Source organism: Psychrobacter sp. MF31 (assembly GCF_012847335.1).
GTDB lineage: Bacteria > Pseudomonadota > Gammaproteobacteria > Pseudomonadales > Moraxellaceae > Psychrobacter.
The window spans coordinates 44,111-64,651 of record NZ_JABBDX010000001.1 but is presented as its reverse complement, the minus strand read 5'-3'; the positions used below and the strand labels follow the sequence as shown (position 1 = coordinate 64,651).

Sequence of the window (20,541 nt, the reverse complement as noted above, 5' to 3'; positions counted from 1 at the left end):
TCTACTCATTAAAAATAGGCAAAAGTTCATTTTTTATAAAATAAATAAGGATGACCATGAACCTTTTAATCGCCCCCGACAGCTTCAAAGAAAGCCTTACCGCCATCGACGTTTGCCGCGCGATTCAAGCTGGGTTTTGTGAGGTTTTCCCAAACGCCAATGTTACCTTGCTGCCGATGGCGGATGGTGGCGAAGGCACAAGCGAGGTGCTTGCCTTTGCGCTTGGCGGCAACTGGATTGAGGTTTTGGTTCATGATCCGCTATTGCGCCCCATTCGCGCGCGCTACTTAATGCTTGGCAACAAAACGGCGGTGATTGAAACGGCAAACGCTTGCGGATTACCGCTGCTTGCGATCCATGAACGCAACCCGCTACTAACCTCAAGCTTTGGTGTTGGCGAGCTTATTATCGACGCTATCAATAACGGTGCTGAGCATTTAATTATTGGGCTTGGCGGCAGCGCAACCAATGATGGCGGCGCAGGGATGCTGCAAGCACTTGGAATGAAATTTTTTGATGATAAAGGTCAACTGTTAAAAAGTGGCGGCGGCGCGTTAATAAATTTAGCACGGATGGATTCGAGTGATTTTTTACTTAAATATATCCCTATCGAGGTGGCAAGCGATGTCATCAATCCGCTATGCGGTCAACTCGGAGCAAGCGCAATTTTCTCCCCACAAAAAGGTGCAAGCGCGGCGGAGGTGGTTCATTTAGACAACAGCTTATCCAAATTTGCTAACATCATTTACAATCACGGTTACCCCGACTACCAAAACGCCCAAGGCGCAGGCGCAGCAGGCGGTCTTGGCTTTGCGCTATTAACCTTTTTAAATGCCAAAATGCAATCGGGATTTGACATTGTCGCGGACAGCGTTCGATTAGCAGAACATATTAGCCGCGCCGATTTGGTGATCACCGGCGAGGGCAAACTCGATGCTCAAAGCCTCATGGGAAAAGTCGCGGTGGATGTTGCCAATGCTGCCAAAGCGCAATACAAACCCGTTGTTGCCATTTGCGGCGGCGTTGATAATACCATTTATCAGCAAAGTTATGATTTGCCATTTGATGTGATTTTGCCAAGTATCCAACGCCTTGATTCGCCCGATATCGTTTTTGCTTCTGCGTTTGATAATATTAAAGTTACCGCAAAGAACTTAGCCGCCGCGCTGAAACTTGGTAGCCGGATTTTTTAACTTGCTTACCAATTACGCGATATAATGATTCGTTTAATGCAAATTTTTGAGAATTATTATGAGCAGCAACCCAGTCGTCATGGGCTATACCTTTTTGGCGCTTGCCATTGTTTTTGAAGTCAGCGGAACAACGTTTTTGATGAAATCCGAGCAGTTCACGCGGCTACTGCCAACGCTTGCAACCGCCATACTTTATGTTTTCTCGTTTTATTTTTTGACCCAAACACTCAAAACTATTCCACTTGGCATTGCTTACGCCATTTGGGGCGGCGTTGGTATTGTGTTGACCGCGCTCATTGGGCTGATTGTGTTTAAGCAGCGCTTGGATTTGTTTGCTATTATCGGCATTGTAATGATTGTCGGCGGCGTTTTAGTGATTAATTTATTTTCTAAAACGGCAGGGCATTGATTTTATTTTATCTTAAGAACGCGAAGTTCATTGTAGCTTACCGCTTTTGACCACGTTGCGGCATCAGTTGGCACGGCTTGGTCATTGGCAATCATCGTTGCCGCCGTTATCCAACCGGAATGACCAACGATAAGCTTTGGCGATGTTGTTTCAGGGCTTTTTTCATTATCAAAGCTTGCTATAAAGTCTTCAATTCGCGCAAAAAATTCCGTTAAATTCTCACCATTATCCGGCGCAAAATTTGCAAAATCAGCACACCAAGCATCGATTTGCGCTTTGTCAATATTTTGCCAAAATTTGCCGTCCCAATCGCCAAAATCAATCTCCATCAATCGCGGGTCAATATGGCAAACAAAACCACGCGCTGCCAAACATTCGCCAACAAGTCGCGAGCGTAATAGCGGACTGACCCAAATCACTTTTGGTAAGTGATGACGGCGAGCAAAACGGGAAATTTTATTGGCAAGGCGTTTGCTTTTTCGGCGATTGACGGTTAAGTCCGTTTGACCGATGCAGCGATATTTTGCTGCATTAGGCTTTGGGTGTCGCCAAAGATAAAAGGTGGTCATGATGATTTTTGTCAATTAATTCAATGCAAATGTCGCCGCAAATCCGGCATAAATAGCAATCTCGCTGATTTGCTGAGTCGCCCCAAGACCGTCACCCGTATAGCCGCCAAGTCGACGCTTGAGCAATCGCCGCCAATAATCGGTCGCAAAAATTGCCAAAACTGCCGCTAAAATCCACTGAAAAATACCAATGCTTTGCAGCGTTTTTGGAAAAACAAGCATTAATAACAACAGTGCTATCACAAGCCAGCTGCCCGCTACCAACGCCTGCTTGATGCTTAATGATTGCGCCATCGGTTTGGCGCGAGCGTGCTCAATATCACCGCCATAAAGCAGCAGCGCAATAAGGCTAATGCAGCAAAGACGAGACGCACCATGAGCAATAATAAGTGCGACAACCGCAATCATCGGTGGCATACTTGCCAAAAGTGCAACTTTGGTTAAAATAGCCAATCCCAATCCCAATACGCCAAACGTACCAAGCCTTGAGTCTTTCATAATGGTCAGCACGCGCTCGCGGGTATAGCCGCCACCAAGACCATCACAAATGTCAGCAAGACCGTCTTCATGAAACGCGCCGGTCAACCGAACGCCAAACGCGGTACTAACTATCGCGGCAACTAAGGGCGTAAAAATTAAGCTCATCAGCCAAAAAACGACCGCGCAAAGCACCCCAACCAACAGCCCAACTGCCGGAAAATGGCGACTGCTTTGGTGAAGCCAATCGGGCTGATAGTTTGGAATACTTAGTACGGGGATTCGGGTTAAAAACTGAATGGCAATTAAGATAAGTCGCCATTCATGGCGCAAGGTAGCAACAAGCCCGACTGATGATTTTTGCGAATTTGCCATTAATGAGCTGTCACCGATTTTTCGCTAACGCCCGCCTCGCTAAAGCTTGCCATCTCGTTCATAATCGCGCAAGCCGATACCAAAAGCGAATAAGCAAGCGCTGCGCCACTGCCCTCGCCTAAGCGCAAGTCCATGTCTAAAAGGGGCTTGGCATTGAGCAGTTTTAGCATTTCAATATGACCAGCTTCAGCCGATTTATGAGCAAACACAGCAAATTGAGCGGTGTTAGGGGCAAGATGTTCAGCGACCAATAGCGCACTACTTGCAATAAAACCATCAATAAGTAAAATTTTGCGCAGGCTAGCCGCTTTTATCAGTGCCCCTGCCATCATCGCAATCTCAAGACCACCCAGCGCCGCTAGGATATCAAACGGTGATTTGGCATTGTCATGACGGGCTAGCACTTGACTTAAAATGGCTTGCTTGTTTGCAAGCCCCAAATCGTCAAGCCCTGTCCCACGACCGATACAAGTTGCAATTGGCAAATTACCCAGTTTGACCAGCAGCAAACTTGCCGCTGAGGTATTACCAATACCCATCTCACCAACCATCAGCAAATTGCCAGCCATATTTTCGGCAATCATCATGCCATGATTAAGCGCGGTTTGGCACTCCTCCGGCGTCATTGCAGGCTCGGTCAGCGCGTCACGGCTGCCCATGCGAACTTTACGATCAAGCAAGTTTTTATTCGGTGCAAAGGTTGCATTGACGCCTGCATCAACGACTTTTAAGCCAATATGATGCTGACGCGCCAAAACGTTAATTGCCGCGCCGCCATTTAAAAAGTTTTGTACCATTTGCGCCGTCACGGCACTTGGAAATGCGGATGTGCCATGTTTTGTTAAGCCATGGTCAGCAGCAAACACATAGATTTCAGGATCAATAATGCTCGGCGTTGTCGTCTCTAAAATCATCCCAAGCTGAAGCGCTAAACTTTCAAGGCGACCAAGCGCACCTTGCGGTTTGGTTTTATTATCAAGTTTGTGGGCAAGCTCATTTTCAAGCTCAACATTTGCAATCAAAGGAACCGCTGGGATAATCAAAGCTGTCAAAGGAACATCCTAAAATAAATGATATCAATCAAAAAATGCAAAAAAACTAAGGCAAAAAAAGCCGCTACCAATTAAAAAATTTGACTTCGGTAGCCGCTTTTTTATTAACGGTTAATCACCAAAACGATCGGCATTAAACGGCGCAACATCAACTAATACCGGTTTATTATGAATCAACTCTTCCATAATCCGACCGGTTACAGGTCCAAGCGTGAAACCTTGATGGCTATGACCAAAGGCAAACCATAAATGCTCGTGTTTGCTCGCTCGACCAATCACTGGCTTCATGTCTGGCATACAAGGTCGCGATCCTGCCCAAGCTTCGGACTCCACCGCCTCATCAAGCGGCAAAATCCGGCGCGCATATCTAAGCACGGTTTCAAGCTGACCGAAGTTTTTGGGCGCTTCCATCAACGTCATCTCAGCACCCGTGGTGATGCGGATGCCTTGTTGGAACGGTCCCATCACAAAACCTTTATCCATATCAAACATGCTGTGATGAATTGAGTTTTTATGATTAATAATAAAATGCTGATGGTAGCCGCGCATTGGGAACAGCGGTAAATCATAGCCTAATGGTTTAATCAAATGGTTTGACCACGGTCCTGCCGCCACTGCTAAATCGTCCGCTTCAAACTGTTTGCCGCCTTCAGTCGTCACTTGCCAGCCACTATCGATTTGCTTAAGGTCGGTCACATCAAGCGTCAATAACGTGCCGCCAATCTCCTCAAAGTTTTTGGCATAAGCTTTTACCAAAGCACTTGGATTTGACACCTGCCATGAGTTCAGCCAATGAATCCCGCCAACAAAATCATCAAAATTGGCATTTGGCTCTAAGGCTTTGAGCTCCTCAATGCTGACCACTTTATGCTCAACGCCCACTTCTTGGTCAAGAACCGCCGCCTCAATTGCCGCTTTTAGGGTCTCCTCCGAGCGATGCAGCTGCAACCAACCATCACGCGAAATCAACTCATCCGCGCCGGACGCTTCAATCATCACTTGATGCTCGCGGGTACAATGCTCAATCAAGGTTTGCCATTCTTTTTCAATTTTGGCAACCGACTGCGGCGTTGAGTATTTCCAATACTGCAGTAGCGCTTGATGATAGCGAAATAGCGCCGGCAGACGATAGCGAATGTCCGTGCCTTGGTTGGGCAGAACACGAAAAATCTCCGACACTTGGCGCGGAAAAGGATGGGTGTGCACCGCCTCGCGCTGAATCAGCCCCGCGTTACCGTACGACGTTTCCGACCCTGGCAGCTTTTTATCAAGCAGCAATACCTTTGAGCCATTTTTTTGCAAATGCCAAGCAATGGATGTTCCTACCATTCCTGCCCCAACTACAATCACATCATAGCGCATATCTGACCCTTTTTATGACTTTAAGCTTATGATATTAAGCTACCAAAAAAAATAACGCCGCGCTGGTTGACCGCTGCGTTACGATATAGAAATAGTGATAGTAACGCTAATCAAAAAATTAATAAACCTCTCTTAACTATTATTTTCGATCAAACTAAATTTTAGTTATTTAATTTAGTATCAAAAATCATTATTACCATTCAAGGTGACGTTAAAAACGGCTGCTATACGTTTTAAAACAACTCATCAACCATGGCGATTACTGCCTCAGTTAAGGCAAATTGGCGAATATCGGTCAGCATCGTCACATCAAAATTATGCACAAAGGCAAACGACAAATTGCGCTCGGGGTCACACCATGCCGACGCGCCGTTGTAGCCCATATGACCAAATCCCAAACCGTTTGAGGGCGAACACACTTGGAACAATCGATGATAACCCATCCGCCACATCATGTTCGTTGGCATGACGGCATCTTGACCATCGACTTGCGGCGTTGATAATTTAGCAAAAGTCGCGCTATCTATCAGTGTTTTACCTTGCCAATTTCCGCCACTTGCGAGCATCGCATAAATAATAGCAAGGGCTTTGGCACTGGCAATGCCATTGACCGCCGGCATCACCGATTGCAGCGCATCACGAGAGTAATAATCAATCCCTGCGCCATTCGGAATGAGCGCCGCTTTATAATTTTTTAGATTAAGCTTACTTTGGTCAAAATATAAGCGGCTAATTTGCGCCGTATTAAGCGGTTTATCTTCACTTGCAATGCCATTTTTAACAGCAAGTTCTTGCCAGCACGCATAACTTGGCAGCTGCTCAAACGTGGCAAGCGTTTCTGCGCTTTCTGTTTTTAGTACCGGCTTTCGGCGTTTTTTGGTAGGCGACTCTGCCGCAAAATCTTTGGGCAGCTTTGCCACAAGATTAACCTTATTACTTGGTACGCCAAAATAACAGCAATTACTAATACCAAGAGGCTCGGTCAAATAGGTTTTAAGCACGTCCTGAAAAGGTTGATGGGTTGCCGCTTCAATCAAACCACCAAGCACCCAACCATAAATCAGCGCGCTGTAAGCACTAGCGTAAGGCATTTGACTATCGGGCATGGGCGCAGGAATGGTAGGCGACATTGCCGCGACTTTCTTAATCATCAATGACCAATTCATCATTGAAAGCGCATCAATCTCAAGACTGGTAATGGCAAACAAATTGGCTTGATGCGATAGCACCTCACGAAGCGTAATTTTTGCTTTGCCATTCACGCCAAACTCTGACCAATAGCGGCTGATCGGCGCGTCATACTCCAAAATGCCGTTTGACACGAGCACATGAATCAGCGTCGCCAAAATCCCTTTTCCCGCTGAAAAATTAAGCGATAAGGTATCCGGCTGCCAAGGCAATCCCGCTCGCGCCAATCCTACCGACCCACTTGCCAAACAAACGCCATCTTTATAAACCACCACCGCCCCGCCCGCTGGTACATCATCAAGCTGTAATTGGGTTAATAAAGATTGCAAGCGGTCTTGAATGATACGATTTGGTAACGCGGTCATGAACTTACTCTTAAATTATTTGAAATTAACGATGAACAAGAATCTAATATAGGTTTAAAAACTATCTTGGCACCAACAAGCGGTTATAAACCTCATCTTCAAGCCCTGTTAAACCATGACTGCGACCACGCGCCATTGCCGTATCCATCTTGCGACCGCGAAGCCAGCCTGCCCGAAGCGCGGCTGCTGCGCCAACGCGGTTACCAGACTTGCAATGCATGGTGATTTTTTTGCCATGATACTTGCGCAAAATGCCATCAAGCGCCAAAATATTGAGCTGTTTTAAGTCTTCCGCCCCGCGAATTGGTAGCGCTTCGTAAGCCATTCCAGCGTTTTGAACGGCGGATTTTTCATCAAAAGTCAGCTCATCTTCAGGCTGAAAATTAATCACCGCCTCAATGCCTGCTTTTGCTAAGGCTTCTATTTTATCCTCATCAAGCGCCCCGCAAACCACCGTGAGTTCATCAGGACGAAAATACGGCGACAATACCTCGCCAAGCGCTACGCCGTTGTCGCTATCAAAGCTGTCGGTATCAAAGCTTTGGCTGTCTTGCGACGACTTGTTTTGGTTTTCTTGTGAAGCGGTCGCTGCATTTATATCGGTAATTTGTGGTTGATTTTGGATTTTAGTCATGATAACCATCTTAATATCAGTATTAAAAAGGACAAATAATTAAACGATAGAAATAAAAAGACCAGTTATGATAACCGGTCTTTATTTCACTGCTGTGTTTATGAATTGTCGTCGTCACTATCAGCAATCACATGCTCATCCGCAACTTTTTTATCGATCAATTTAATCACGCCTGCCAAATGCGGCTTGTCATTTTTAGCGCTATAAAGCCCAAATACGCATTTGTCATCAACCTTTTCTAACTTGTCAATCGGCTCGCCAATCAGCTCAACTTCTGAGGGTAAAAAAATCGGCAATTTAAAGGATACTTCAGCGGTGCAAGCTTCGGGCAACTCCCCCATCAAGGCTAAGCATTTGGCTTTTGACCACATACCATGAGCGATTGCTTTGGGAAAGCCAAAGGCTTTAGCGGACAATGGGTGCAAATGAATCAAGTTAAAATCACCTGAAACAAAGGCATAACGGCGACCAATGTCTTCTGGAACTTCAAAGACATTATGAACGCCTTTTTCATCTACCAACGGCTTGACCGTGACTTTTTTAGGTTTGTTGCTACTGGTAGTTGGCTTTTTACCACGCGCCAAATAGGTCGATACGCCTTCCCAAATCACGTCATCTTGCGACTTAACTTGAGTGACAAAATCAAACTGCTGACCTTGAGCGTGGTCGCGAAGGTTAGCAAAGTGAACCGCCATAGAAACCGTCTCGCGCTCACCGATTTGCCGATATTGAGTTACGCTATTTTCAACGTGAACCAATCCGAGCATGGTAAATGGAAATGGCTCTTTAACCATCATGTTCATCTGCAACGCTTGCGACAACACCGCAAAATAAGTCACTGGCACCTTGCCATCGGCTTTAAAACCACAAATCTTGCGATAGTCTTCAAGGTTGCTTTGGTCAATGTGCAAATTATCAACAAAATAGGTGGCTTGTGGCAGCTCATCTTTACTGGCTCGCGGATTGTCGCCAATCGGCAATAAGCTTTTGATAATATTGGCATAAGTGGTGTGCGCTTTTGGCAGCGCGTCATAATGTTTGTCTGACATAATCTATCCTAAATCAAGCTTAAATAAGCAAACCGCTATCTAATCAACCGCTGATACTTTAAAAGCTATAAATGGTAAGCCGCAAAATTTTGACCCATAAGTTTAACAAAATTAATCAATAAATGTCGTGAATACTAACCAATTATTTTCACTATAACTTTATTATATGATTGAATTATGATGCTGGCTTTTAAAAAGGTGGTTCAAATTTATTTTATTAAATAAGGTTGTAACACACAAAAGCCGCCTTTGGGCAGCTTTATTATGAAAATTAACAACTCTTTGGTAAATACTTATGTCAGATAATAAATTTTTCTTTTTAATTCAGAAGATTAACTATTATTAAATTTAACCCCTGACAAGGTTAAGCACCAAGCAAGCTTTGACCGCAAACGCGAACGATATTGCCATTTAATCCGCCTGAGGCAGGAGACGCAAGCCAAGCAATGGTTTCAGCGACGTCAATTGGCAATCCGCCTTGACTTAGTGAGTTCATTCGGCGACCCGCTTCACGAATGGCAAAAGGAATGGCTTCGGTCATCGAGGTTTCGATAAATCCTGGAGCAACGGCATTGATGGTCATGCCGTTATCCTTGCTTTCAAGCTGTTTTGCTGTGGCATTAACCAGCCCAATCACGCCCGCTTTTGAGGTCGCATAATTGGTCTGACCCATGTTACCGGCAATCCCTGAAATGGATGACACACAAACGATTCTAGCATCTTTATTTAATACGTTATTGTCGAGCAAATAGCGATTGATTTTAGCGATGCTGGCAAGGTTAATGTTAATGACCAAATCCCACTTTTGCTCATCCATATTGGCAAGCGTTTTATCGCGGGTGATTCCGGCATTATGAATGATGGCATCAAGACCGCCTGCAGCTTTTGCCGCTTCAGCAATTTTTTCACCCGCATCGTTGCTGGTAATATCCACAAAAAGCGCGGTACCTTTAAGCTCATCCATCACTGTTTTTAAGTCGCCTTTTTGATTTTCAACATCAAGACCGATCACATGAGCGCCCTCACGAGCCAGCACTTTGGCAATTGATTCGCCAATGCCGCGACTGGCGCCCGTAACCAACATGGTTTTGCCTTTGAGCGGCTGCGTCCAATCCACCTCAAGATGACTGCCTGCGCCAACGCGTACCACTTGCCCTGACACATAAGCTGATCGCGCCGAGGTAAAAAAGCGCAAGGTTGAGTCAATATTTTGCTCAGCACCTTTTGCTACATAAATTAATTGGGCGGTGATGCCGCGCTTAAACTCTTTTCCTACCGAGCGCACAAAGCCTTCAAGCGCCCGCTGTGACAACGCCGCTTCAATATCATCAAAGGCTTCAGGCGGTCTTCCTAAAACAATCACGCGTCCTGAAACTTGGACTCGGCGCGCAACTTTGTGAAAAAATTCGTAAACTTGCTTTAAATCTTCTGTGTTTTTGACATTACTGGCATCAAAAAGTAGCACTTTGAATTTGGTATCATCATCTGCAACGGGTTTTGCTGAAATGCCCGCATCATCAAGCGCACTTTTGACGCTATCGTCTGCATTTGCAAAAACTTCTGCTTGAAGCTGCGATAAAATGTTGGCAGCAGCAGAGCTTAAGCTTTGATCGTCACCCTTAGCGCGACCTATCAGCACACTACCGCGAACCAAACGCTGACCACTTTCAAAACGCTCAAGCTCGACAGGAAGCGGCAAACCAAGATTTTTTGCCACTTTTTTGCCGATTGAGGACTGAACAAAATCACCATAACGGTCTGACATAATTTTTTCCTAATGCGTTAGTTGTTATAAATAAATTATTATAAATAGGCGGTAATAAAGGCAAGCTAACCAACAATTATAAAGAATAGCTTGCTGCCACTTTATTGCGATTTAGTAACTTAATTTTTGTGATTTAATTTAAGTACTTTTTAATCAAAGCGCTCTTTAATCAAACTGATTTTTAATCAAAGTAATTTTAAATCAAAGCGATCTCGCCAATTAAGCTTTGCTTTTGATAGATTTTGCAGCGTTCCTTCTTGCTTTGTCCAGCCTGATTTGTCACCTGCCAAGTTATTTTTTTATGACCTTGTTTGCCTTAATCAGCTTAGCGCTTATGCTAAAATATTTCAATATGGTTATTATTTTTTAAGATTTTCATAACTTATTATTATAAATTAAAATAGCCATTCACTGAACTGCTGATAAATCCGCGGTCTGATTTGCTAAAGACATACAATAAGTCGCAAAAAATTTGATTATGATAGAGAAGATTTTTCTCACTCTAAAAATCGATTTACGATTTGCAAAACACCAATAATTAAAGTTGATAAATTTTTAAGGACACTATAATGAGCGATAAAAAAAATAGCCCAATCGTTGAAACTACGGTATTAAAAGGCTCAGAACCTGCTTCAGATTATCAAAATGAGCTGAACACTGCGCAAAATAACGACCAAGATACTGACGCGCATTTTGACTCTATTGCTGAGCTTGCCCGCGCCACGGCAATCGTTGACGCAGATGGCAATCCGGTTAACCAAAACAATAATGACGATGACAGCGATGCCGCCAAAAAAGCACGCCTTGCTGATGACCTCGCTCGCGAAAAACAAGAAGACACAGCGACTGATGACACCAAAGTAACCGCAGCATCAAGTGATGAAAATGCGGATAACGTTTCAAAATCAGTAACCCGTAACCAAGACCAAGACCAAGACCAAGACCAAGACGCTACTAAACCTGATAGCCAATCAAAAGACAATGCTCAAGACCAACAAGAGCAAGATTCTAAAAATCAAAATGAGGCAACTACGGAAGGTCAGCAAACAGGCGTTTCCGAATTGCAAGAAAATTTAAATGATGATCAAAAAGAAGGGTCAAAATCAGATCAAAACAAAGCTGATAAAAAAGCCAGTGACGCCGACAATAACGAAGCTTCAACGTCAAAAACTGATAACGCCCAAAGCGATGACAATCAAGATAACGGCGAAAAAGCTGAGCAAAATCAACAAGACGATCAAGAAGATAGCCAAGACAACAAAGCCGCTAAAACAAATACTCAAAAACAAAACTCAGCACCAAGCAAACTAATTTCCGGTCAGCACCGCGTTGCCATCATTGGCGGTAACCGCATTCCATTTGCCCGCTCAAATGGCGCTTATAGTGATGCCAGTAACATTGATATGCTTACCGCCGCGCTTAATGGCTTGATTGAGCGCTTTAATTTGCAAGACGAAAAAGTCGGTGAAGTGGTTGCAGGCGCGGTGTTAAAGCTCAGCCGCGATTTAAACTTAACTCGCGAGTCCGCGCTCAATACTGCTCTTGACCCGCACACGCCCGCTTATGATATCTCGCAAGCTTGCGCAACCGGATTGCAAGCAACGTTTGCATCGGCAAACAAAATTGCCCTTGGCATCATCGACTCAGCGATCACCGGCGGCGTGGATACCACCTCAGATGCGCCAATTGCCATTGGTGATGGGCTTCGTAAAGTTATCTTAAAACTAGGGGCTGCCAAAAACAACAAAGAGCGCTTAAAAGCACTGTTAAGCCTAAACCCAAAAGAGCTGATTGACACCCCACAAAATGGTGAGCCAAGAACGGGGCTGTCGATGGGTGAGCACCAAGCCATTACAACTTTAGAGTGGAACATCAGCCGCGAGAACCAAGATAAGCTTGCATTTAACAGCCATAAAAATCTCGCTCGCGCTTACGATGACGGCTTTTTTGACGACTTAATTACCCCTTACAAGGGTTTGACGCGTGATGACAACCTGCGCCCTGACTCAACTCTTGAAAAAATGGGCAAATTAAAGCCTGCGTTTGGTAAAGATAACGCCAACCCAACGATGACCGCAGCAAACTCAACGCCGCTGACCGATGGCGCGTCGGTTGTGCTGCTGGCTAATGAGGACTGGGCAGAAGCTCGCGGACTTAAGGCGTTAGCCTATATCACCCATCAAGAAACCGCTGCCGTCGACTTTATTGGCAAATCGGGTGAAAAAGAAGGTCTTTTAATGGCGCCCGCTTACGCCGTTCCAAGAATGCTTGAGCGCGCAGGACTTAGCTTACAAGACTTTGATTTTTATGAAATTCATGAAGCCTTTGCCTCACAAGTACTGTCCACGCTTGCCGCTTGGGAAGATGAGACCTTTTGTAAAGAGCGCTTAGGGCTTGATGCGCCGCTTGGTAGCATTGATCGCGATAAGCTTAACGTTAATGGTTCATCACTTGCCGCGGGTCACCCGTTTGCCGCTACAGGCGGTCGCATTTTAGCCACGGCTGCCAAGCTTTTAGACCAAAAAGGCTCAGGTCGAGCGCTAATTTCGATTTGCGCCGCTGGCGGTCAAGGCGTGACTTGTATCTTGGAAAAATAAGTAGTCGCTAATTAAGTCATGACTCATCACGATTAACTATAAAAAGTGGGCAAAACTATCGCCCACTTTTTTTGCGTTATTTTTAGGCTAAAAATATAGAGGAATATCACATGGTATACGTCGCTTGTAGCCCTTCTGTTTTACCAGCAAGTAAGCGCTCAACTTCATTTTTGATCTTAAGTCCTGCCACATCCGTGCCAATTTGAACCGCAAACCCAGCAGGACGGTTGGCTTGGGATTTATGATTGATCCAAACCACTTTGCCATTCATGGGTAAGCGCTCGCTTGATCCTGGAAGCGTGACGGCAATAAAAACCTCTGCGCCAAGCGTTTGCGGTCGCTCTGAGGGTACAAATAACGCGCCATTGTCTACAAAAGACAAATAGCTGGCGTAAAGTGTTGGAATGTCTTCAATATGGCAGGTAAGCACCCCGCCGCGACCCGGCATTGCCATCATTTACTCCTTTAGGGTTATTTTATGATTTGACAATCAAATTTATTAACGGCTTAAAACGCTGCCAATTGCGCCATCAGCTTATCATAAGCGACTTTTTCTTGCACATTTTGTTGAAGGGCAATTTTTATGGCATTCAGTTCTGATAATAGCGCAGAAATGTCATCAAAGCTTGGTTGATGATGTTGTAAAACAGATTGAAAATCAATGTCTTGCTGAAGCACGGGCAAGCTAAGTAAACAGCTTTGAATATCGCCAATCATCAATTCTGACAATTGAATAAAGTCAGTTAGGCTAACCTCTTTTTGCCAATAATCGCTCGCGGCAATCGCGCTACGCTTGTTACTAAATAAAGCTTGCCAAGTGGTTAACCAAAGCGCGCGCTTGCCATACCAAGGTGATTGCGCAAGCGTCATTGCTGATAGTGGCGCACCGCGAGAAATCGTAAGCAGCTGCTGAATTTGAGCTGAATTTACCGCTTCTTTTTGAATGACACCACCTAGGCTGCGCTGAACAAAATCTAGCGCAACCTCAGGGTCGATACGCTGAATGGGAAGCTGCTGCAATCGGCTGTTGATGGTCGGTAATAACTTGGCTTTGAAATCGGTAATGAGTAATAAATGTACAAACGATTGCGGTTCTTCAAGCGTTTTTAGCAGCGCATTTGCCGCAGCGATCGTCATTTGCTCAGCGTTGTCAATGACGCAAATTTTTAGCCCTTGACCACCTTGATAAATAAACGGCTGAATGGCGCGGATATCATCAACTTTGATGGTGCTGTCTTTGGGCTTGGTGACTTTTTTGCTACTGTCATCGTTGGTCGTTGTTACAGGTTCTTGAGGATCACAAGGTAAACTGGCACGCGGCAGTACTTGCAAATTAGGGTGCGTTCCTGATTTGAGCCAATGACAGCTTTCGCAATGACCACAAGCGCCCATTGGATGATTGCCGCGCTGATTGCAAAGCAGCCAAGCGGTTAGCCGCCAAATAAACGCGCGCTTGCCTAACCCACTCATTCCGGCCGCAAGCATCGCGTGCGGTAGCGGCTTATCAGGATGCTGCGCGCGCGTGGTCATTTGCTCCCAAAGCGTGCTCTGCCAGGGCAGTAATGGCGCAAAGTAGATGGCGCTGGTTGGGGCGGCTTGGTTTTGCATATCAGCTCTGTTTCCAAATTTTACTGAAGCTATTTTTCTTGAACAACACTTAAAAACTTGGCAAGTGGCATCGCATTAAGCCTTGCCAAATCCTCAGCCGTATCCACGCCTGCAGGAAGCTGTTTTTTGGCCTTAGCAATGGCAATTTGACCGCCATGTTCTAAAATGCGCAGCTGCTCTAAGCTTTCAAGCACCTCAAGCGGGGTTTGCTCCCAAGTGACAAACTGCTTTAATAAGCTGACGCGATACGCATAAAGCCCAAGATGGCGATAAGCATTTTTGGGAACGCTGGCGGCAGATTTTAGTCCCATAACGTTATCACGATCGCATGGAATTGGCGCTCGGCTAAAGTACAACGCGCGCTCGTTTTGATGAATGTTTGCCTTCACGACTTTCACCACAGACGGTCGTAAAAAGCTGTCTTTATTCTCAATCGGCTCATAAAGCGTTGCCATCACGCTATCGTTATCGTTGATGAGCAGCGATTGAACTTGAGCAAGTAACAGCGGCGGGACAAGCGGCTCATCGCCTTGCATGTTAATGACGATATCATTATCACTCCAACCTTTGATCGCGGCAACTTCAGCAAGCCTGTCTGTTCCAGTCGCGTGACTGTCTTTGGTCATCACAACGTCAAATCCGAAATTGCGGCAAACATTGGCGATGCGATCATCATCGGTGGCAATGCACAAATCATCAGCAAAATCTGCCATTTGCGCTTTTTGCGCCACCCATAAAATCATGGGCTTGCCGTGAATATCAAGTAGCGGCTTTCCAGGGAGGCGCGAGCTTTGGAAGCGTGCCGGAATGACGATATGCGTTTTGGCTATTGCTTTGTTGGTTGGCGCTTTGTTGGTTGGCGCTTTGGTTGTCATCAGCCGCTCCGATGAAAGGTTTTAAGTTAAGGTGATAGAAAAAGCTGACAGTTCTTTTTGCAAAACATCATAGCAGTTTGGGCTTAATTTAGCCGTAACGGGAAGTTCCCAAAGTCGTTCAATCAGCGCTAAGAGCTTGGTTAATTCTGCTGGATTGTTCTGATGGCTTTGCAGAGTTCTTAATAATAACACACGGATTTTTATGGCATCTTTACTGGTGATCACTATCGGTTGCTGCTCAAATTGGTACAAATCAGCCAAGCTAAAATCGTGATGATCAGGAAATGGCTGCTCAATCACGCTAAATCCCAAGGCGGTTAAGGTATTAAAAAAACGTTTGGGATAACCGATACCACTGACGGCATAAACGCTATCGCCCATATTTGGTGGTAATTGCTGAAGTAAGTTATTTTGAGTGGCAATCGTCATATCGGATAACGCTAAAACCGGAACCAACTGACTCGGAAGCAAGGTCATCGTCAGCTTATCATTAATGTTTTTTTTACTGCTGATAGTAGCATTCGGTTTTTGATGATAAATGACGGTGGCATCTTTTAATCGTGACAATGGCTCGCGCAAAAATCCGGTTGGTAGCAGCTGCTTGTTGCCAAAGCCGCGCGCCGCATCGACCACTATCCACTCAATATCGCGGCACAATGCCAAATGCTGCAAGCCATCATCGGCAATAATCAGCTGAATATCAGGATGCGCCGTCAGCAGCGTTTCAATCGCTTGCTTACGATTGGGACAAACGGCAATAGGCGCGCCTGTTATCGCTGCAATCAAACACGGCTCGTCACCTGCGTCACTGGGCAAGCTGGTTTTGGTGACTAACATAGGCATTTTTTCTGAATTGCCGCCGTAGCCACGGCTAATCACGCCAACGCTAATCTGCTTTTTTTGTAGATATTGCACAAGGCTGATGATTAAAGGCGTTTTGCCACTGCCCCCAACGGTGATATTGCCAATCACCATCACCGGAACGGGAGCGCGGTAGCTTGCAAAAATGCCACTTTGATAAAGCTTTCGCCGAAGCCAACTGATTGCGCCATAAAGCCAAGATAAAGGCAGCAGAAGCCAAAGCCAAATCGCTTTATTTTGCCAAGCGTTGGTGAGTTGCGTCTCCAAGCTCATTTGCTGCTCCTCGCGCCATTATTCAAAATCGCGGGCATACATTTGCGCGTAGATGCCACGTTTGGCAATCAGCTCCTCGTGCGTTCCAAGCTCAACCATGCGACCAGCGTCCATCACAGCGATTCGATCAGCAGATTCAATAGTGGTTAAGCGGTGCGCAATCACCAGCGTCGTTCGGTTTTTCATCACATTATTGAGCGCTTTTTGAATATAATGCTCTGATTCATTATCAAGGGCGCTTGTGGCTTCATCCAAAATCAAAATCGGCGCGTCTTTAAGCAGCGCTCGGGCAATGGATAACCGTTGACGTTGACCGCCGGACAATTGCAACCCCTCTGCCCCCACTTGGCTTTGATAACCTTGCGGCAATTGCATAATAAACTCATGGGCAAAGGCATCTTTTGCCGCTTGCTCAACTTCCGCTTGCGATTTATTGGCAAGGCTGCCATAAGCAATATTGTTAAAAACCGTGGTGTTAAATAAAACAACTTGCTGATTGACCATTGCAATTTGTGATCGCAAGCATTGCAAGGTGATGTCTTCAATCGGCAGACCATCAATCGTAATTTGACCGGTGGTCGTGCTAAGCGTTCGGGTCAGTAAATTAACCAGTGAGGACTTGCCCGCACCTGAGCGCCCAACTAATGCAATAGTCTCGCCCGCTTTAATATCAAGGGTAAAGTCTTGCAGCGCGACCGTTTTGTCCGGATAAATCAAACTGACATCATCAAAGCCGATTGCGCCCAAGATTTCGGGGTTTAAAATACCGCTGTCTTGCTCTTCAGGCTCATCAAGCAGCGCAAATATTGACTCCCCTGCCGCAATGCCTTTTTGCAATTTTTGGTTGACATCGGTTAACGAGCGAACCGGCTTGCTCAAAAGCCCTGCGGCAGCAATGTACGAGATAAATTCCCCTGCCGAAATGTTATCAATCACTGCCGGTCGCAACGCCAGCCAAACGACCACCGCCATTGCCATTGCCATAAGCAATTGAACGGCAGGCGTATTGATGCTATTGGTCACGACCACTTTCATGCCTTGGCGCAAGTTCTTTTTGGAGCTGGCATCAAATCGGCGCGCCTCGTAGTCTTGACCGCCATAGTTTTTGACCACGTGATAGCCGCCGATGACCTCATTAGTGATGTGGCTGACATCGCCCATCGTTTCTTGAATGCCTTTGGACAACTTTAAATAGCGCTTGGACGCCTTTTGAATCAACCACAAAATCGGCGGCAACACCACAAATAAAATGAGCGTCAAACGCCAATTGCTATAAAACAAAAAGCCAATCAAGCCAATGACGGTTAAGCCATCGCGAAGTACCGTTTTCATCGACTCAGTGCTGGCGGCGGTGACTTGCTCGACATCAAAAATCAGTTTGGAAGAAATGGTTCCGGCAGGATTGACCAAATAAAAGGCACTTGGCAGTCTTAAAAGTTTGTTAAAAATCTCAACGCGAAGCTCATAAACCAAATTGCGCGACACGAGCGCGGAATAATAATTCCCTAAAAAACTGCCAACCCCGCGAACAAAAAATAAAATCACAATCAGCGCTGGGAACCAGTCTTGCTTACTTTGGTCATTGCTATTGATGGCATCGGTGATAAATTGTAAAAGCTTGGCAATCCAAATCTCGGTGGCGGCATTGATGGCAAAGCCTAAAATGGTTAACGCAATCGCCCACCAATACGGCTTTAGATAGCTTAATAACCGCAGCAAGGTTTGGCGTTTGGGCGGCGCTATAGGGATGAGTGCAATGCCATCTGAAGACGGTTTTACCTCTTGGGGCTTTTTAGAATAAGAATGGCGCATAAAAGCCTCAAAGTAGCATTCAAGTTACAGCAAAGTCAAAGCAGCCATAATGGCTAATCATTCACGCCCAAATGAGCGATCAACGCTGAAAGCTCCTCGGCGCTTTGAAAAAAGATCTCAACGCTGCCTTGACCGTCTTTTTTATGTTTGAGTTTCACCTCAGCGCCTAAAGTTTCGGTTAAGCGCTCAATTAAGCGCTCAGTATCGCGGTTGCGGCGGACTTTTTCGGACGCAGGCTTAGCTTCTGGTTGCAATATTGACTTTACCAAACGCTCGGCATCACGAACGGTCATACCGCCATCGATGATCTTTTGGGCAATGATGGGCTGCTGATCGAGCGATAACGCAAGCAAAGTTCGCGCATGCCCCATATCTAACGCATTGGTTGCCAAATGGTCTTTGACCGTTTCATGAAGCTGATTGAGCCTGAGTAAGTTTGATACCGTCGTTCGCGCTTTGCCAACCACATCGGCAATCATGGCGTGACTCATGCCAAATTCGGTATGAAAACGCTGTAAAGCAGCGGCTTGCTCAATGACGGATAAGTCTTCGCGTTGGATGTTTTCAATAAGCGCTAAAGCAATGGCAAGCTCGTCAGAAAGCGCACGCTCAATCGCCGGAATGACCAAGTTTCCCGCCATTTTTGCCGCTCGCCAGCGCCGCTCGCCTGCGATAATTTCATGAGTGACGTCATCATGGCTTTTATCTTCGCGAGCCAGTAGCGGTCTGATGACAATCGGCTGCATAATGCCGTGTTGCTCGATCGACGCGGCAAGCTCTTTGAGCGCCGTTTCGCTCATATCGCGGCGCGGCTGATACTTACCCGCTTGCAAACGCTGAACGTCAATTTGGATCAAGCTGACTTGGTCTTCTGCCAAATCTTGGCTTCGCGCTTTGATGGCTCGCGGTGACCTGCCATTGCGAGCTGCCGTTTTTTCATTTTGGCTTGTAGCTTCACTTTCAGACGGTGCTTGCTGGGATAGATTTTGAGGCGCGCTTTGGTCGTCAGGCTCGACCAACGCATCTGAAGGGTTAGAATTGGCATGGCTGAGCGCATCGCCTTGAAGTGCAGTGGCGGCAATTTGCTTCTCTTTTTTGATTGACCCAAGTAAGGCATCTAAGCCTCGATTGGCGGCCAACCCTCTTTTTTTCGCCATGATTACCTATCCTCAATACCAATAATCGAAACTTTTATCGCTTTTTAAGTTATTAACCAAGCCATCAATACTAGTGATTGCTTAAAAGCTGCTATTTTTTAACGCTTTACTTTGTTTTAAGACTTCATTAGCAAGCTTTTGATACGCCTCAGCGCCTTTTGAGCGTTTTTCAAAGGCAAGCACTGGCATACCGTGAGCCGGCGCTTCTGCCAAGCGAATATTTCTTGGAATGTGCGTTTTATACATGATATTGCCAAAATGCGCTTCAAGCTCGTTTGAGACATCATTGGCAAGCGTGTTTCTGGCATCAAACAGCGTTCTGACCACGCCGCGAATGTGCAATTTGGGATTTAATTCTGTCAATCTATCAATGGTTTGCGACAAATCTGCCAAGCCTTCAAGCGCGTAATATTCGCATTGCATGGGGATAATCACGCCATCAGTTGCCACCAAAGCATTAATGGTCAGCAAATTCAAACTTGGGGCGCAGTCCATAATCACAAAATCATAGCCCTTTTTCCCCACGCTTTTTTGAAACTCAATGAGCGCTGACATCGCATTTTTCATCAACTCATGGCTGTTGGCTTGCCCCATAAGCGTGATGTCCATGCCCGCCAGTTCCCGATTGGCACCGATCACGTCAAATCCTGCCGGACTTTGGTGAATAGCGTCACTTAGCGGTACGCCATCGAGTAACACATCCGCCATCGTTTGCTCAAGGCTGTTTTTATCGACACCCGTTCCCGTGGTAGCATTGCCTTGCGGGTCAAGATCGATAAGCAAAACGCGTTTTTTTCGCGCCGCGAGGCTTGCTGCTAAATTTACCGCTGTGGTGGTCTTTCCCACTCCGCCTTTTTGGTTGGCAATGGCAATGATTTCCATACATTTACTCAAGTTAAAAGCTGGTTTGGAGGCGATTT

Annotated in this window: 18 protein-coding genes; 3 read left to right on the top strand and 15 right to left on the bottom strand. The window is 45.8% G+C overall.

Annotated elements, in window-relative coordinates; translation table 11 throughout:
- Nucleotides 1–56: 56 nt before the first annotated feature.
- Both HF322_RS00250 and HF322_RS00245 read left to right on the top strand, forming a co-directional pair.
- Nucleotides 57–1,193, top strand: a complete 1,137-nt coding sequence (locus tag HF322_RS00250) for a glycerate kinase (RefSeq protein WP_169391397.1) — start codon at nucleotides 57–59, stop codon at nucleotides 1,191–1,193.
- A gap of 79 nt (nucleotides 1,194–1,272) precedes the next feature.
- Entirely contained in the window at nucleotides 1,273–1,602 is a 330-nt protein-coding gene (locus HF322_RS00245; protein WP_188211208.1) for an SMR family transporter, read from the top strand.
- Nucleotides 1,603–1,604: 2 nt separating this feature from the next.
- On the opposite strand, the gene HF322_RS00240 is transcribed toward HF322_RS00245, so the two are convergent.
- The 8 genes from HF322_RS00240 to HF322_RS00205 form a co-directional block, all read right to left on the bottom strand.
- Nucleotides 1,605–2,171, bottom strand: a complete 567-nt coding sequence (locus HF322_RS00240) for a histidine phosphatase family protein (protein ID WP_169391395.1) — start codon at nucleotides 2,169–2,171, stop codon at nucleotides 1,605–1,607.
- 15 nt (nucleotides 2,172–2,186) lie between these two features.
- Nucleotides 2,187–3,023 (bottom strand): adenosylcobinamide-GDP ribazoletransferase, encoded by an 837-nt coding sequence (locus HF322_RS00235; RefSeq protein WP_169391394.1) that lies wholly within the window; start codon nucleotides 3,021–3,023, stop codon nucleotides 2,187–2,189.
- Nucleotides 3,023–4,075 carry a nicotinate-nucleotide--dimethylbenzimidazole phosphoribosyltransferase gene (gene cobT, locus HF322_RS00230; RefSeq protein ID WP_169391393.1) on the bottom strand — a complete coding sequence of 351 codons (1,053 nt, stop codon included), beginning with the start codon at nucleotides 4,073–4,075 and terminating at the stop codon, nucleotides 3,023–3,025. The genes HF322_RS00235 and cobT overlap by 1 nt, the downstream gene beginning before the upstream one ends.
- A 111-nt stretch (nucleotides 4,076–4,186) precedes the next feature.
- Nucleotides 4,187–5,437 carry an FAD-binding oxidoreductase gene (locus tag HF322_RS00225; RefSeq protein WP_169391392.1) on the bottom strand — a complete coding sequence of 417 codons (1,251 nt, stop codon included), beginning with the start codon at nucleotides 5,435–5,437 and terminating at the stop codon, nucleotides 4,187–4,189.
- 233 nt (nucleotides 5,438–5,670) lie between these two features.
- Nucleotides 5,671–6,990, bottom strand: a complete 1,320-nt coding sequence (locus HF322_RS00220; RefSeq protein ID WP_219848132.1) for a serine hydrolase — start codon at nucleotides 6,988–6,990, stop codon at nucleotides 5,671–5,673.
- A gap of 61 nt (nucleotides 6,991–7,051) precedes the next feature.
- Nucleotides 7,052–7,624 carry a beta-lactamase hydrolase domain-containing protein gene (locus HF322_RS00215; protein WP_169391391.1) on the bottom strand — a complete coding sequence of 191 codons (573 nt, stop codon included), beginning with the start codon at nucleotides 7,622–7,624 and terminating at the stop codon, nucleotides 7,052–7,054.
- A 98-nt stretch (nucleotides 7,625–7,722) separates the two neighbouring features.
- Nucleotides 7,723–8,673 carry a MaoC family dehydratase gene (locus tag HF322_RS00210; protein WP_169391390.1) on the bottom strand — a complete coding sequence of 317 codons (951 nt, stop codon included), beginning with the start codon at nucleotides 8,671–8,673 and terminating at the stop codon, nucleotides 7,723–7,725.
- 364 nt (nucleotides 8,674–9,037) lie between these two features.
- A complete protein-coding gene (locus HF322_RS00205) occupies nucleotides 9,038–10,438 on the bottom strand; it encodes a 3-oxoacyl-ACP reductase (RefSeq protein WP_169391389.1) in 1,401 nt (466 codons plus the stop codon).
- Between the two features lie 1,310 nt (nucleotides 10,439–11,748).
- Here HF322_RS00205 and HF322_RS00200 point away from each other — a divergent pair.
- A complete protein-coding gene (locus HF322_RS00200) occupies nucleotides 11,749–13,035 on the top strand; it encodes an acetyl-CoA C-acetyltransferase (protein ID WP_169391930.1) in 1,287 nt (428 codons plus the stop codon).
- Between the two features lie 106 nt (nucleotides 13,036–13,141).
- Here HF322_RS00200 and HF322_RS00195 read toward each other — a convergent pair whose 3' ends face one another.
- From HF322_RS00195 to HF322_RS00165, 7 genes are all read right to left on the bottom strand, one after another.
- Nucleotides 13,142–13,489, bottom strand: coding sequence for a PilZ domain-containing protein (locus HF322_RS00195; protein ID WP_169391388.1), 348 nt, complete (start codon nucleotides 13,487–13,489; stop codon nucleotides 13,142–13,144).
- Between the two features lie 53 nt (nucleotides 13,490–13,542).
- Nucleotides 13,543–14,643, bottom strand: coding sequence for a DNA polymerase III subunit delta' (locus HF322_RS00190; protein WP_169391387.1), 1,101 nt, complete (start codon nucleotides 14,641–14,643; stop codon nucleotides 13,543–13,545).
- 29 nt (nucleotides 14,644–14,672) lie between these two features.
- The gene (gene kdsB, locus HF322_RS00185) at nucleotides 14,673–15,518 is read right to left on the bottom strand and encodes a 3-deoxy-manno-octulosonate cytidylyltransferase (RefSeq protein ID WP_169391386.1); all 846 of its coding nucleotides are present in this window, start codon (nucleotides 15,516–15,518) and stop codon (nucleotides 14,673–14,675) included.
- Nucleotides 15,519–15,539: 21 nt separating this feature from the next.
- Nucleotides 15,540–16,652, bottom strand: a complete 1,113-nt coding sequence (gene lpxK, locus HF322_RS00180; RefSeq protein WP_169391385.1) for a tetraacyldisaccharide 4'-kinase — start codon at nucleotides 16,650–16,652, stop codon at nucleotides 15,540–15,542.
- 18 nt (nucleotides 16,653–16,670) lie between these two features.
- Nucleotides 16,671–18,464 (bottom strand): lipid A export permease/ATP-binding protein MsbA, encoded by a 1,794-nt coding sequence (msbA, locus tag HF322_RS00175; protein WP_169391384.1) that lies wholly within the window; start codon nucleotides 18,462–18,464, stop codon nucleotides 16,671–16,673.
- A 53-nt stretch (nucleotides 18,465–18,517) separates the two neighbouring features.
- A complete protein-coding gene (locus HF322_RS00170) occupies nucleotides 18,518–19,621 on the bottom strand; it encodes a ParB/RepB/Spo0J family partition protein (protein ID WP_169391383.1) in 1,104 nt (367 codons plus the stop codon).
- 81 nt (nucleotides 19,622–19,702) lie between these two features.
- On the bottom strand, nucleotides 19,703–20,503 hold the full coding sequence (locus HF322_RS00165) for a ParA family protein (RefSeq protein ID WP_169391382.1): 801 nt from the start codon (nucleotides 20,501–20,503) through the stop codon (nucleotides 19,703–19,705).
- Nucleotides 20,504–20,541: the final 38 nt, after the last annotated feature.

Bases quoted from the DNA above. Each gene is read 5' to 3' on its own strand.
- HF322_RS00190 (WP_169391387.1), bottom strand. From the start codon at position 14,643: ATGCAAAACCAAGCCGCCCCAACCAGCGCCATCTACTTTGCGCCATTA.
- HF322_RS00165 (WP_169391382.1), bottom strand. From the start codon at position 20,503: ATGGAAATCATTGCCATTGCCAACCAAAAAGGCGGAGTGGGAAAGACC.
- HF322_RS00225 (WP_169391392.1), bottom strand. From the start codon at position 5,437: ATGCGCTATGATGTGATTGTAGTTGGGGCAGGAATGGTAGGAACATCC.
- msbA (WP_169391384.1), bottom strand. From the start codon at position 18,464: ATGCGCCATTCTTATTCTAAAAAGCCCCAAGAGGTAAAACCGTCTTCA.
- HF322_RS00205 (WP_169391389.1), bottom strand. From the start codon at position 10,438: ATGTCAGACCGTTATGGTGATTTTGTTCAGTCCTCAATCGGCAAAAAA.
- kdsB (WP_169391386.1), bottom strand. From the start codon at position 15,518: ATGACAACCAAAGCGCCAACCAACAAAGCGCCAACCAACAAAGCAATA.
- HF322_RS00220 (WP_219848132.1), bottom strand. From the start codon at position 6,990: ATGACCGCGTTACCAAATCGTATCATTCAAGACCGCTTGCAATCTTTA.
- HF322_RS00235 (WP_169391394.1), bottom strand. From the start codon at position 3,023: ATGGCAAATTCGCAAAAATCATCAGTCGGGCTTGTTGCTACCTTGCGC.
- HF322_RS00170 (WP_169391383.1), bottom strand. From the start codon at position 19,621: ATGGCGAAAAAAAGAGGGTTGGCCGCCAATCGAGGCTTAGATGCCTTA.
- HF322_RS00215 (WP_169391391.1), bottom strand. From the start codon at position 7,624: ATGACTAAAATCCAAAATCAACCACAAATTACCGATATAAATGCAGCG.
- lpxK (WP_169391385.1), bottom strand. From the start codon at position 16,652: ATGAGCTTGGAGACGCAACTCACCAACGCTTGGCAAAATAAAGCGATT.
- HF322_RS00210 (WP_169391390.1), bottom strand. From the start codon at position 8,673: ATGTCAGACAAACATTATGACGCGCTGCCAAAAGCGCACACCACTTAT.
- HF322_RS00240 (WP_169391395.1), bottom strand. From the start codon at position 2,171: ATGACCACCTTTTATCTTTGGCGACACCCAAAGCCTAATGCAGCAAAA.
- HF322_RS00195 (WP_169391388.1), bottom strand. From the start codon at position 13,489: ATGGCAATGCCGGGTCGCGGCGGGGTGCTTACCTGCCATATTGAAGAC.
- HF322_RS00250 (WP_169391397.1), top strand. From the start codon at position 57: ATGAACCTTTTAATCGCCCCCGACAGCTTCAAAGAAAGCCTTACCGCC.
- HF322_RS00245 (WP_188211208.1), top strand. From the start codon at position 1,273: ATGGGCTATACCTTTTTGGCGCTTGCCATTGTTTTTGAAGTCAGCGGA.